We start from the raw sequence: 12,865 nt of genomic DNA, 5'->3' as shown, positions 1-12,865 counted from the left end.
CGTTATACATAGATAATTGTTCTCTTCTCATTATGCAGGGGGAAGTCTGCATACGCAACTTGAAGCCAGCACAATGTGCGTAGCATGAACTGTTTTACTTTTTCATCAACCACTCATGGTCAGGATCGTTATGGAATTTCCAGGTCCGGGTTGGTCCAGCCATCACGTTCAGATAGTAGACCTCATACCCCGGAGGAGCGCCTACCGGATGATATCCGTCCGGAACAAGCACCACTTCTCCGTTCTTCACTGCTAGCGTCTCATCCACAGAACGATCATCCGTGTATATGCGCTGAATGGCAAACCCCTGCTCAGGCTGCACACGGAAATAATACGTTTCTTCCAGCAAAGATTCATCCGGGAGTGCATCCCGATCATGCTTATGTGGCGGGTAACTGGACCAGTGCCCATCTGGTGTAAACACCTCAACAACGAGCAAACTGTCTGCTTCCTTCTGTTCTGGCAAAATGTTGTGAATCTGGCGTTCCAGATTGCCATACCCTCTCGCCTCTACCCCTACATCTTCGGGTGCAATGAGACGAGCTGGATACGTGCCTTTACCGGGTGCAACACATATAGCGACTTCCAGTTCGGTACGTGCTGTGATCTGCACTTGATCGGAAGTTGAGACGTAGACCGAGTACGGAGGTATTTTCTCGAAAACACTCATTCTTTTCCCGATGTTATCCCATGTGTGCTCCCGGGTACTTACATTGGCGAAACCACTGAGAAGCACCACACAGAGTTCCTGATCACCGCTCTCACGGGTTAGTGTCTCCCCCTCTGCCAGCTTCGCTACCTGAAAGCCAACATATTCCCACCCAGCCGACTCCGGTGTTACGTTTATAAGTGTACCGTCTCCCTCCGGGTTGACCACGGGTTTCACAATACGTTCTGACATCTTGCCATCCACTCCTTTCTGTAGTCGTCCATAACAACCTGATATTTATAAAAACAAAAACTTGGACTATTCATGCCCTCTATTAGAAAAAAATGACTTTAATCATCCACTATGGCATTGCCGTTTGCGATTCCAGTGACATCCCAGGAACTTCACTCAGCTTTACAGGTCTTCCCCGCTCCATGGACAGTTTTGCTGCCAGCGCAATTCGTTCTGCCTGTACTGCATCGTGGCCATCTACGATAACCGCTGTATCATGGAGGATTGCATCGATAAAGAGAGCTGTCTCCTGTACATATGCTTCATTGTAGCGTTCCAGGAAAAAGTGTAACGGTTTGTCGCGCATGAGCCCGGCCGCTGTACTGATCTCAGCCGTATTCGGATGATCATTCGCCGCTGCGGCGCTGCCCATCGAGCCAAACACTTCAACACGCTGGTCATACCCGTATACAGCCTGACGACTGTTATCAATGACACCAATCGCTCCATTGGCAAACGTCATCGTTACAATCGCTGTATCCACGTCACCATGCTCTGCAAAGACCGGATTGATCAGCACGTTGCCCTGAGCGTACACTTCTTCCACTTCACTCCCGGACAGATACCGAGCCATGTCAAAATCGTGGATCATCATGTCCATGAAGATCCCGCCAGATACCCGGATATACTCTGCAGGCGGTGGACTCGGGTCACGAGAAGTAATTTTGATAATATGCGGATCACCAATCGTACCATCCTGCACATGTGCACGTATCCGTCTGAAGTTGTGATCGAAACGGCGGTTAAATCCAATTTGCAGCTTCACGCCAGCCTTCTGAACTGCCGCTACAGCCGCTTGGGTCTGTGCCAGATCCATGCTAACCGGCTTCTCGCAGAAGATGTGTTTGCCCGCCTGAGCGGCCTGTTCGATCAGCGGCACATGTGTATCTGTTGAAGAACAGATCAGTACCGCGTCTACATTAGGCATCGAGATCAACTGGCTGCTATCCGTTGTTACAACAGGGATGCCACGGTCGGAGGCCCAAGCCTCCAATTCAGGACCTGCAAACAAGTCACTGATTCCCACAATCTCGGCATGCGGGTTGCGCAGGAGATTGTCTGCATGAATTTTGCCGATCCGTCCAGCACCGATGATGCCAATTCTTACTTTGTCCTTGCCCATTCCGTTATCCTCCCTATGTGCGTCCATATGAGCTGGGCGTTCCCCTTAGCCCGAGTGATGCTCTGGTTGTTACCAGCGCGCCGTTACCATCTTCTTGCGAGTGTAGAATTCAACACCATCCGTGCCATTGGCGTGAAGATCACCGTAGAAGGACTTCTTCCAGCCCGAAAACGGGAAGAATGCCATTGGCGCAGGTACGCCCAGGTTAATTCCCAACATGCCCGCATCAATCGTTTCACGGAATTGACGCATACTCGCCCCGCTGCGGGTGAACAGACACGCACCGTTGGCAAAGTCGGAACGGTTCGCCAGCTCAACGGCTTCCTCCAGCGTAGACACTCTTGCTACCGAGAGTACTGGAGCAAAGATCTCATCCTGCCAGATTTTCATATTGCTCTCAACTTGGTCGAATACCGTGGGCCCTACAAAATAACCGGATTCACTTGTTGCCTGATCTTTGCGTCCATCCCGGATCAAAGCCGCGCCTTCCTGCTCTCCGGCTTCAATGTAACTGAGTGTGCGCTCTTTATGTGGTCCACGGATGACAGGTCCGAGGAACACGCCCTCATCCATACCGTTACCGATGGTAATGCGGTCTGCTGCTTCCACCAGCTTTTGTACCAGTTCGTCAGCCACATCACCCACAGCCACAACAACCGCACATGCCATGCAGCGTTCCCCTGCTGAACCAAAAGCTGCACTCGTAATCTCTTTCACCGTCAGATCGAGATCGGCGTCCGGCATAACGATGGAGTGATTTTTGGCACCAGCCAGTGCCTGTACCCGTTTGCCATGCTTGGATGCAGTGGTGTAGACGTATTCAGCTACAGGTTGTGAGCCGACAAAGGAGATCGCTTGAACATCCTTATGTTCCAGCAACCCGTTCACAACATCATGCGAACCGTGAACAATGTTGAGCACGCCGTCCGGAAGCCCTGCTTCCTTGAACAGCTCTGCCAAGCGGCCTGCCAGCAGCGGTGTACGCTCGGATGGCTTCAGAACAAAGGTGTTACCACACGCAATAGCAAGCGGGAACATCCAGCACGGCACCATCATCGGGAAGTTGAAAGGGGTAATTCCCCCAATAACACCGATCGGGTAGCGATACATGCCCGACTCCAGCCCTGTAGCGATGTCAGGCAGTTGTTTGCCCATCATCAGATTCGGGGCACCTGCCGCGAACTCGACGCATTCAATGCCACGTAATACCTCGCCGTACGCTTCGGCATAACTTTTACCGTTCTCCAGTGTCACCAGGCGAGCGAGCTCTTCCCAATGTTCAACCAGCAACTGCTGGTAGCGGAACAGAATACGTGCACGGCGTGGAACCGGTGTGCTGCTCCAGGATTTGAACGCTTCTCGTGCTGTCTGAACCGCCAGATCCACGTCCGCTTGTTCGGACAGTGGCACATGTGCAATAACCTCTTCTGTAGCCGGATTCACCACTGGCTCCGTACGAGTTGACACTGGGGTTACCCAGGCACCTCCGATCCAGTTTTGTACCATTGTCGCTGTTGCAGACGCTTCAGAAATTCCTTTTCCCATAGCCCTGTCTCCCTTCGCTTATGTGTGATCCCTTATGTTCAACATGTTCATTGTTATAGATCTGTATGAGTGTGTTATTCAAAGTATTGCAACGAGCTTCAAGACACGGTGATCTCGCCCCGATTGCAACGTTCAATGTAGTCATTTACCTGTTCGACCGTTGGCATTGCATCCGAACAGCTGTGGCTTGAAATAACGATACTTGCTGCGCCACTGCCATAGGCCATGCTGCGCTCAATCGTCCAACCCTGCATCAATCCATACAGGAACCCGGCTGCGTAGGAGTCGCCTGCACCAAACGTTTTTACAACTTTTGCCGGGTAGCTATCCGCACGGTGGGAAAGCCCTTCACGCGTATAAGCAATGGACCCTTCCTTGCCGTGTTTGATTACAACGATGTTGGCTGAGAAATCAAACCATTTCTGTGCAGTTACCTGATCGCTATGATCCGGATTATGGTCGAATGTCTCCATCATGTCGAACTCCTCACGTGTGCCCAGGATGATATCGCATTTCTCGGCTGCAAGGTTGTAATAGACCGCTGTCTCTTCATCTGATGTCCAGGTGTATGGGCGATAGTCCAGATCAAACACAATAACTGTGCCATGTTTTTTCGCATACGTTAGTGCCTGTAATACAGCTTCACGGGATGGGCTTTGCGCGAGGGCTGTGCCTGAGATTAGCAGCACTTTGGAGTCAGCAATCAACTGCTCTTGTACTTCTTGCGCTTGTAATAACAGATCCGCTACATTGTCCCGGTACATCAGGATACTGCAATCCGTTGGGCTTTTGATTTCGGTAAAAGCAAGCCCTGTCACCGCTCCGGTGTCATCTGTAACTACATTCGATGTGTCGATGCCGTTCTTCTCCAAATAACTCTGGATGAATCTGCCCATCTGGTCACCCGCGATCTTACCGATAAAAGCCGTCTCCATACCCAGTCTGGACATGCCAATCGTAATATTGGCCGGAGAGCCGCCAACATACTTCGTGAACGTCATCGTCTCTTCCATCGGGCGATTGATCTCATTGGCGTTCAAGTCGATGCACAAGCGGCCAATCGCGGTGAAATCCTTCTTCCTGGATACCGGAAAGGATACATAGGTCATTGCATGTGAGCCCCTTTCTGTGTTGGGATTTTACATGTTGTATATGGATATCTAGACTAGTTACTCATTCCATCGTAAGGACTCGTAAACGGCTAGAGTAAATCAGTTTTATTTTCCAATCGTAACGTTATACTCTTGCTGGCCTTCTTCCTTTTTCAATTCATAGGTGTGGCCTCTGACCGCTGCAATGCTAAACGAATCAGCTGTGTTGGTATAACGACTCCATATAGTTCAAAGATCGCTTCGCATACTCATACGGGTTATGAATCGCAGGGTCCTGCTCTCCTTCAAGCATCGCCCAGCCATCGTACCCTCGTGTGATCAGTTCCTGCAGAATTGGTGCAAAATCAATGCATCCATCCCCTGGTACGGTGAACACCCCTCTACGAATACAGCCGACAAAGTCAGAGTGCTCCGCGCGTGCTTCATCCAGCACATGCGGGCGGATATCTTTCAGATGGATATAGGCGATCCGATCATAATGTTTGCGCAGCAGTTCAAGTGGATCGGCTCCGCCATAGTAGGCATGACCTGTGTCATAGAGTAGATACACGAGAGAAGGGTCCGTCAGCTCCATCAGTCGATCAATCTCATCCGGTTGCTCTACCACTGTGCCTCCATGATGATGGTATGTGAGCTTCAACCCGTGTTCGCGGGCAATAGCTCCTGCTTCGTTCAATCCTTCAGCAAGGATATGCCATTCAGATTCACTGAGTCTGAGCACTTCTTTTTCGTGCGGAGTACGTCTTGGATCAAAATGAAGTGACCCACCTACCTCCGCCGTACTAATCACCTTACTGCCCATGGATTGTAGAAATTCCGCATGTCTGCGATAACTGTCCAGCTCCGACTGACGATACGCCGGATCGGAGAGAAGTACCGATTTCCACTGGGAGACCAGCTTGATATTCCTCTTACTCAATTCCTCACGCAATATATCAGGATCGGTTGGATATTTACGCCCCATCTCTGTACCTGTCAGCCCAAGACGCTGAATGTCATCCAGAATCTGTGCACACGTTGTCGCGTCACCATGCTCTTTCACATCTTCACCGACCCAATTGATCGGATGAATCCCAAGCTGGAATGGCAGCTTGCTCATTGCTCCACGTCTCCTTTGTCGTTCAACATTGTGGTTCACTATATTAAACTGGATTAAATCGGTCTTGCTTTAGCACGGTTGGCTTGCATGGTTTGATGAGCATGAACTACCTTTTCTTCGGCAGATACCTCAGGTACACCCACATTCCACCATGACTCGTATCCACCTGCGTTGGTTCCAGGCACGACCGGAATCTCAATCAACGTACTCACTGTTTCGTTCTTCGCATCTCGGAGTGCCTGTTCCAGCTGTTCTGCTGTCTCCGCTCTATAGGATTTGGCTCCCATACTTCGGGCGTGTGCAGCAAAGTCCATTGGCATGTAGTCCCCGGTCAGTCGTCCACTCTCGGATTCCCGATAACGGAACTCATTGCCGAATCCGTCACTACCATGTTCCCGCTGCAAATTATGAATACACTGGAATCCATTGTTGTTGAATAATAGAACAGTCATCTTCTTCTGTTCCTGCAGACTGGTCACAAACTCCGAATGCAGCATCAGATAACTGCCATCCCCTACCATGGCGTACACTTCACGATCCGGCTCGGCAAGTGCTGCTCCGAACGCTCCACTTACCTCGTACCCCATACAGGAGAACCCATACTCCATGTGATACGTCTTTGGTTCAGCCGCACGCCACAGACGATGCAGATCACCCGGCAGACTGCCCGCCGCACACACAATAACGGAGGATGGATCAATTGTCCGGTTAACGATGCCAACTGCTGTAGTCTGTGCCAGCCCTGCTTCATGTTGAGCTGCATACAGCCGATCCACTTCTGCATTCCACTCAGCCCGGAGATCAGCGATTTCGGATGCGCCATATGCACATCGGTATTGTCTTTCCTGCAATTCCTTCTGCAAAGCCTGCAATCCTTCGCGTGCATCTGCCAGAATGGCTTCCCCGCCTAGCTTGGCTGCATCCATGCTGTTCAAGTTGATGTTGATGAATGAAGCTTCCGGATGTTGAAAAGCAGAGCGGGACGCCGTCGTGAAATCCGAGAACCGCGTACCGACGCCGATCACCACATCCGCTTCTCTCGCCAGCCTATTGGCTGCCAGAGAGCCGGTAACCCCGATGGCCCCCACATTTAGTGGGTGGTCCCAAGAGATTGCGCTCTTGCCCGCCTGCGTTTCGGCGATCGGAATACCAAATGCCTCGGCGAACTCCACGAGCTGGGCGGACGCCTCAGAGTACAACACACCGCCGCCTGCAACGAGCAGCGGCTTTCTGCCTCGGGCAATCTGCTCCGTTGCCCGCTCAATGGCTGCCTGTACCGGGGGGCGACGATCCAGATAATGTACTTTGCGGGCAAAGAACGATTCTGGATAATCGTACGCCTCTGCCTGCACATCCTGCGGCAGTGCGAGCGTTACTGCTCCCGTCTCTGCTGGATCGGTTAGCACACGCATGGCCTGTGTAACAGCAATCATCAACTGTTCGGGACGAACAATGCGATCCCAGTACTTGCTGACGGCTTTGAATGGATCAGTGGCTGAGATTGTATAATCACTGCTCACTTCCAACTGCTGAAGTACCGGGTCCGGTTCCCGTGTAGCAAAGTTATCTCCAGGAAGCAATAAAACCGGAATCCGGTTCACCGTTGCAGTAGCTGCGGCTGTAATCATATTCAAAGCACCAGGTCCAATCGATGTTGTACATGCATAGATCTGTCTACGATTCTTCTGCTTGGCATAAGCCGCTGCCGTATGCACCATGCCTTGTTCGTTCTTGCCTTGCATATACGTCAGGCTTCCCGGGCTGCGCTCTAGCGCTTCTCCAATGCCTGTTACATTGCCATGTCCAAAAATACCGATGATTCCCTTCACAAACTTGGTTTCCACCCCGTCAACCGAGATATATTGCTGATCCAGGTATCGAAGCAGTGCCTGAGCCATCGTCAGTCGAATTGTTTTCATGAATTGATCGCCGTCCTTTCCTTTACGGGTTAAGCGCTTAATCTAAGTTAAGTTTAAGCGCCTTACCCCTAAAGGTTAAGCGCTTAATTGATATGGTATTACAGGTTAATGATTTACGCAAGCTATTTTTGTAAGCGTTTTTATGAAATGCGGTAAAGGAAAGATATTCTTGTGTTCGAACATGCACTAGACCTTCTCTGTTTGAACACTTCCACAATGACTAAGAACAGACTTAAAAGGGGGGAAATATATCATGAGGATGGGATACATGCTGGTACATGCTAATCAGCCATATAATCCGTGATCTTTGTATACAATTATGATCAATATGCCTGTGAATGCAAAAAAAGAAAGAAACGGTGAATACCATCTCTTTCTTATCAATATTTAAGCGGGTGATGGGAATCGAACCCACGCTATTAGCTTGGAAGGCTAAAGTTCTACCATTGAACTACACCCGCAAATAAAAAAAATCGGGATGACACGATTTGAACATGCGACCCCCTGGTCCCAAACCAGGTGCTCTACCAAGCTGAGCTACATCCCGTTATATATACCGGCGAGAGGACTCGAACCTCCACGGTTTCCCACTCGATTTTGAGTCGAGCGCGTCTGCCATTCCGCCACGCCGGCAAAATATAAAGTTATAATGGCGCGCCCTGAGAGATTCGAACTCCCGGCCTTTTGATTCGTAGTCAAACGCTCTATCCAGCTGAGCTAAGGGCGCAAAATATTGGAGCGGAAGACGGGAATCGAACCCGCGACCCTCGCCTTGGCAAGGCGATGCTCTACCGCTGAGCCACTTCCGCAAATAAAGGATGCGCGTGGAGGGACTTGAACCCCCACGTCAAAGACGCTAGATCCTAAGTCTAGTGCGTCTGCCAATTCCGCCACACGCGCATATAATGGTGAGTCATGAAGGGCTCGAACCTTCGACACCCTGATTAAAAGTCAGGTGCTCTACCAACTGAGCTAATGACTCATAGAAAAACTGGTGGAGGATGATGGATTCGAACCACCGAACCCGTACGGGAGCAGATTTACAGTCTGATGCGTTTGGCCGCTTCGCTAATCCTCCAGGATTACATGGTGCCGGCGAGAGGACTTGAACCCCCAACCTACTGATTACAAGTCAGTTGCTCTACCAGTTGAGCTACACCGGCGTATTACATAGTGTTATAAATGGTGGCTCGGGACGGAATCGAACCGCCGACACGAGGATTTTCAGTCCTCTGCTCTACCGACTGAGCTACCGAGCCTTACTAAAATAAAAAATGGCGGAACCGACGGGATTCGAACCCGCGATCTCCTGCGTGACAGGCAGGCATGTTAGGCCAACTACACCACGGTTCCAGATCACTTTCTCAAAGGAAAGTATAATTGCGGGGGCAGGATTTGAACCTGCGGCCTTCGGGTTATGAGCCCGACGAGCTACCGGGCTGCTCCACCCCGCGTCGTTATAAAGTTTATATGGTGGAGGCTGAGGGGATCGAACCCCCGACCCTCTGCTTGTAAGGCAGATGCTCTCCCAGCTGAGCTAAGCCTCCATATTATGACCCGTAGGGGATTCGAACCCCTGTTACCTCCGTGAAAGGGAGGTGTCTTAACCCCTTGACCAACGGGCCTTACTGGCTCCCCGAACAGGGCTCGAACCTGTGACAACTCGATTAACAGTCGAGTGCTCTACCAACTGAGCTATCAGGGAATGGTGGAGCCAAGCGGGATCGAACCGCTGACCTCCTGCTTGCAAGGCAGGCGCTCTCCCAGCTGAGCTATGGCCCCATAACTCTGGTGTATTTCTTGTTGTGGTCTTGCTATGGGCCCTGGTGGACTCGAACCACCGGCCTCACCCTTATCAGAGGTGCGCTCTAACCAACTGAGCTAAGGGCCCTTATCAATTTTCGAAAAAAAATACCCCAATGGGGTTTCGCTTGGCGGCGTCCTACTCTCCCAGGACCCTGCGGTCCAAGTACCATCGGCGCTAGAGGGCTTAACGGTCGTGTTCGGGATGGGTACGTGTGGAACCCCTCCGCCATCGCCACCAAACGCGTAGCTTACATTTCAGAGTGTTGTTCTCTGAAAACTAGATTCGAAACGAAACACGCGAATTACAACTTGCTATTGGATAAGCCCTCGACCGATTAGTACTGGTCAGCTCCATGCATTGCTGCACTTCCACCCCCAGCCTATCTACCTCGTCGTCTTCAAGGGGTCTTACATACTGGGAAATCTCATCTTGAGGGGGGCTTCACGCTTAGATGCTTTCAGCGTTTATCCCGTCCGTACATAGCTACCCAGCGGTGCTCCTGGCGGAACAACTGGTACACCAGCGGTACGTCCATCCCGGTCCTCTCGTACTAAGGACAGCTCCTCTCAAATTTCCTACGCCCACGACAGATAGGGACCGAACTGTCTCACGACGTTCTGAACCCAGCTCGCGTACCGCTTTAATGGGCGAACAGCCCAACCCTTGGGACCTACTTCAGCCCCAGGATGCGATGAGCCGACATCGAGGTGCCAAACCTCCCCGTCGATGTGGACTCTTGGGGGAGATAAGCCTGTTATCCCCAGGGTAGCTTTTATCCGTTGAGCGATGGCCCTTCCATGCGGTACCACCGGATCACTAAGCCCGACTTTCGTCCCTGCTCGACTTGTAGGTCTCGCAGTCAAGCTCCCTTATGCCTTTGCACTCTTCGAATGATTTCCAACCATTCTGAGGGAACCTTTGGGCGCCTCCGTTACTCTTTAGGAGGCGACCGCCCCAGTCAAACTGCCCACCTGACACTGTCCCCGCACCGGATTACGGTACCAGGTTAGAACCTAGATACGATCAGGGTGGTATCCCAACGTTGCCTCCACACAAGCTGGCGCTCATGCTTCAAAGGCTCCCACCTATCCTGTACAGATCGTACCCAAATTCAATATCAAGCTGCAGTAAAGCTCCATGGGGTCTTTCCGTCTTGTCGCGGGTAACCTGCATCTTCACAGGTATTAAAATTTCACCGGATCTCTCGTTGAGACAGCGCCCAAGTCGTTACGCCATTCGTGCGGGTCAGAATTTACCTGACAAGGAATTTCGCTACCTTAGGACCGTTATAGTTACGGCCGCCGTTTACTGGGGCTTCGGTTCACAGCTTCGGGATTACTCCCTAACCACTCCCCTTAACCTTCCAGCACCGGGCAGGCGTCAGCCCGTATACTTCGCCTTACGGCTTCGCACAGACCTGTGTTTTTGCTAAACAGTCGCTTGGGCCTTTTCACTGCGGCCCCCTCGTGCTATTCACACTACCGGGGCACCCCTTCTCCCGAAGTTACGGGGTCATTTTGCCGAGTTCCTTAACGAGAGTTCTTCCGCGCGCCTTAGAATACTCTTCTCGCCTACCTGTGTCGGTTTGCGGTACGGGCACCATCACCTGGCTAGAGGCTTTTCTTGGCAGTGTGAGATCATGACCTTCGCTACTGTAATTTTCGCTCCCCATCACAGCTCAGCCTTACAATGTGCGGATTTGCCTACACATCAGCCTCACTGCTTAGACGGACATCCATCAGTCCGCGTCACTACCCTACTGCGTCCCCCCATTGCTCATAACGGCTTACGGTGGTACAGGAATTTCGACCTGTTGTCCTTCGACTACGCCTTTCGGCCTCGCCTTAGGTCCCGACTTACCCTGAGCGGACGAGCCTTCCTCAGGAACCCTTAGGCTTTCGGCGGATCAGATTCTCACTGATCTTTTCGTTACTCATACCGGCATTCTCACTTGTATAATGTCCAGCGCTCCTTACGGTACACCTTCAACCCTTATACAACGCTCCCCTACCCCTGATGCAAAGCATCAAGCCATAGCTTCGGTGGTGTGTTTAGCCCCGTTACATTTTCGGCGCAGAGTCACTCGACCAGTGAGCTATTACGCACTCTTTCAATGGTGGCTGCTTCTAAGCCAACATCCTGGTTGTCTGTGCAACTCCACATCCTTTCCCACTTAACACACACTTGGGGACCTTAGCTGATGGTCTGGGCTGTTTCCCTTTTGACAATGGATCTTAGCACTCACTGTCTGACTCCCGGAAGTAAGTCTATGGCATTCGGAGTTTGACTGAGCTTGGTAACCCTTGCGGGCCCCGCACCCAATCAGTGCTCTACCTCCACGACTCTGTTTTCCGAGGCTAGCCCTAAAGCTATTTCGGGGAGAACCAGCTATCTCCGAGTTCGATTGGAATTTCTCCGCTACCCCCACCTCATCCCCGCATTTTTCAACATGCGTGGGTTCGGGCCTCCAGTGCGTGTTACCGCACCTTCACCCTGGACAGGGGTAGATCACCCGGTTTCGGGTCTACGTCCACGTACTAAGTCGCCCTATTCAGACTCGCTTTCGCTGCGGCTCCGGCTCTTCACCTTAACCTTGCACGGGAACGTAACTCGCCGGTTCATTCTACAAAAGGCACGCCATCACCCCTAAAACGGGCTCTGACTTTTTGTAAGCACACGGTTTCAGGTTCTATTTCACTCCCCTTCCGGGGTGCTTTTCACCTTTCCCTCACGGTACTGCTTCACTATCGGTCGCTAGGAAGTATTTAGCCTTGGCAGATGGTCCTGCCGGATTCATACGGGGTTTCACGTGCCCCGCACTACTCGGGATCCGTCTCGGAGGGAACAGACTTTCAATTACAGGGCTTTTACCTTCTTTGGCGGGCCTTTCCAGACCTCTTCGCTTAACCGGTTCCTTTGTAACTCCATGTGAGACGTCCCACAACCCCAAAGAGCAAGCTCTCTGGTTTGGGCTTCTCCGCGTTCGCTCGCCGCTACTGACGGAATCACTATTGTTTTCTCTTCCTCAGGGTACTTAGATGTTTCAGTTCCCCTGGTATGCCTCTACATAACCTATGTATTCAGTTATGAGTAACTGGAAATTACCCCAGCTGGGTTTCCCCATTCGGACACCCCCGGATCAAAGCTTGCTTACAGCTCCCCGAGGCAGTTTCGTTGTTCGCCACGTCCTTCATCGGCTCCTAGCGCCTAGGCATCCTCCGTGTGCTCTTAGTAGCTTAACCTCGTGCTCCGGTTTCGACTGCTCGCTTCCCTTGTTTTGCTTGCGCAAAGCCAAAAGTCGCTCTCACCCGATACCATCG

The 12,865-nt window shown here is 51.6% G+C and carries 6 protein-coding genes, 17 tRNA genes and 2 rRNA genes; all 25 read right to left on the bottom strand.

Annotation, left to right across the window (positions count from 1 at the left end; translation table 11 throughout):
* Nucleotides 1-94 precede the first annotated feature (94 nt).
* Complete coding sequence (gene iolB, locus NST33_RS01540; protein ID WP_221824325.1) at nucleotides 95-901, bottom strand: 5-deoxy-glucuronate isomerase; 807 nt, start codon at nucleotides 899-901, stop codon at nucleotides 95-97.
* 109 nt (nucleotides 902-1,010) lie between these two features.
* Nucleotides 1,011-2,063, bottom strand: coding sequence for an inositol 2-dehydrogenase (gene iolG / locus NST33_RS01535; RefSeq protein ID WP_307540588.1), 1,053 nt, complete (start codon nucleotides 2,061-2,063; stop codon nucleotides 1,011-1,013).
* Nucleotides 2,064-2,132: 69 nt separating this feature from the next.
* The gene (locus NST33_RS01530; RefSeq protein ID WP_313771506.1) at nucleotides 2,133-3,608 is read right to left on the bottom strand and encodes a CoA-acylating methylmalonate-semialdehyde dehydrogenase; all 1,476 of its coding nucleotides are present in this window, start codon (nucleotides 3,606-3,608) and stop codon (nucleotides 2,133-2,135) included.
* 98 nt (nucleotides 3,609-3,706) lie between these two features.
* Complete coding sequence (gene iolC, locus NST33_RS01525; RefSeq protein ID WP_047841171.1) at nucleotides 3,707-4,717, bottom strand: 5-dehydro-2-deoxygluconokinase; 1,011 nt, start codon at nucleotides 4,715-4,717, stop codon at nucleotides 3,707-3,709.
* A gap of 199 nt (nucleotides 4,718-4,916) precedes the next feature.
* Nucleotides 4,917-5,819 (bottom strand): myo-inosose-2 dehydratase, encoded by a 903-nt coding sequence (iolE, locus tag NST33_RS01520; protein ID WP_221824328.1) that lies wholly within the window; start codon nucleotides 5,817-5,819, stop codon nucleotides 4,917-4,919.
* Between the two features lie 53 nt (nucleotides 5,820-5,872).
* Nucleotides 5,873-7,738 (bottom strand): 3D-(3,5/4)-trihydroxycyclohexane-1,2-dione acylhydrolase (decyclizing), encoded by a 1,866-nt coding sequence (iolD, locus tag NST33_RS01515; RefSeq protein WP_339306495.1) that lies wholly within the window; start codon nucleotides 7,736-7,738, stop codon nucleotides 5,873-5,875.
* Nucleotides 7,739-8,128: 390 nt separating this feature from the next.
* Nucleotides 8,129-8,199 (bottom strand) — tRNA-Gly (locus tag NST33_RS01510).
* Nucleotides 8,200-8,211: 12 nt separating this feature from the next.
* Nucleotides 8,212-8,285, bottom strand: a tRNA-Pro gene (locus NST33_RS01505).
* 7 nt (nucleotides 8,286-8,292) lie between these two features.
* Nucleotides 8,293-8,371, bottom strand: a tRNA-Leu gene (locus NST33_RS01500).
* Nucleotides 8,372-8,388: 17 nt separating this feature from the next.
* Nucleotides 8,389-8,465, bottom strand: a tRNA-Arg gene (locus NST33_RS01495).
* A 7-nt stretch (nucleotides 8,466-8,472) separates the two neighbouring features.
* Nucleotides 8,473-8,547, bottom strand: a tRNA-Gly gene (locus tag NST33_RS01490).
* Nucleotides 8,548-8,557: 10 nt separating this feature from the next.
* Nucleotides 8,558-8,638 (bottom strand) — tRNA-Leu (locus tag NST33_RS01485).
* A gap of 6 nt (nucleotides 8,639-8,644) precedes the next feature.
* A tRNA-Lys gene (locus NST33_RS01480) sits at nucleotides 8,645-8,720 on the bottom strand.
* Between the two features lie 10 nt (nucleotides 8,721-8,730).
* Nucleotides 8,731-8,816, bottom strand: a tRNA-Tyr gene (locus NST33_RS01475).
* A gap of 9 nt (nucleotides 8,817-8,825) precedes the next feature.
* Nucleotides 8,826-8,901: transfer RNA gene (locus NST33_RS01470), tRNA-Thr, on the bottom strand.
* 20 nt (nucleotides 8,902-8,921) lie between these two features.
* Nucleotides 8,922-8,997, bottom strand: a tRNA-Phe gene (locus NST33_RS01465).
* A 16-nt stretch (nucleotides 8,998-9,013) separates the two neighbouring features.
* Nucleotides 9,014-9,091, bottom strand: a tRNA-Asp gene (locus NST33_RS01460).
* Nucleotides 9,092-9,118: 27 nt separating this feature from the next.
* A tRNA-Met gene (locus tag NST33_RS01455) sits at nucleotides 9,119-9,192 on the bottom strand.
* Between the two features lie 17 nt (nucleotides 9,193-9,209).
* Nucleotides 9,210-9,285: transfer RNA gene (locus tag NST33_RS01450), tRNA-Val, on the bottom strand.
* A gap of 6 nt (nucleotides 9,286-9,291) precedes the next feature.
* Nucleotides 9,292-9,363 (bottom strand) — tRNA-Glu (locus NST33_RS01445).
* Nucleotides 9,364-9,367: 4 nt separating this feature from the next.
* Nucleotides 9,368-9,443, bottom strand: a tRNA-Asn gene (locus tag NST33_RS01440).
* 1 nt (nucleotide 9,444) lies between these two features.
* A tRNA-Ala gene (locus NST33_RS01435) sits at nucleotides 9,445-9,520 on the bottom strand.
* 35 nt (nucleotides 9,521-9,555) lie between these two features.
* Nucleotides 9,556-9,629, bottom strand: a tRNA-Ile gene (locus NST33_RS01430).
* Between the two features lie 38 nt (nucleotides 9,630-9,667).
* Nucleotides 9,668-9,784: ribosomal RNA gene (gene rrf / locus NST33_RS01425) — 5S ribosomal RNA — on the bottom strand.
* Between the two features lie 75 nt (nucleotides 9,785-9,859).
* Nucleotides 9,860-12,787 (bottom strand): 23S ribosomal RNA (locus NST33_RS01420).
* Nucleotides 12,788-12,865 lie beyond the last annotated feature (78 nt).

It is taken from the genome of Paenibacillus sp. FSL L8-0435 (genome assembly GCF_037965655.1).
Taxonomy (GTDB): domain Bacteria; phylum Bacillota; class Bacilli; order Paenibacillales; family Paenibacillaceae; genus Paenibacillus.
The sequence above is the reverse complement of the archived record's forward strand: the minus strand, read 5'-3'. Positions and strand labels throughout refer to the sequence as shown.

Excerpts from the sequence above, each read along its gene's own strand:
- iolB (WP_221824325.1), bottom strand. The coding sequence starts at position 901 with ATGTCAGAACGTATTGTGAAACCCGTGGTCAACCCGGAGGGAGACGGT.
- iolG (WP_307540588.1), bottom strand. The coding sequence starts at position 2,063 with ATGGGCAAGGACAAAGTAAGAATTGGCATCATCGGTGCTGGACGGATC.
- NST33_RS01530 (WP_313771506.1), bottom strand. The coding sequence starts at position 3,608 with ATGGGAAAAGGAATTTCTGAAGCGTCTGCAACAGCGACAATGGTACAA.
- iolC (WP_047841171.1), bottom strand. The coding sequence starts at position 4,717 with ATGACCTATGTATCCTTTCCGGTATCCAGGAAGAAGGATTTCACCGCG.
- iolE (WP_221824328.1), bottom strand. The coding sequence starts at position 5,819 with ATGAGCAAGCTGCCATTCCAGCTTGGGATTCATCCGATCAATTGGGTC.
- iolD (WP_339306495.1), bottom strand. The coding sequence starts at position 7,738 with ATGAAAACAATTCGACTGACGATGGCTCAGGCACTGCTTCGATACCTG.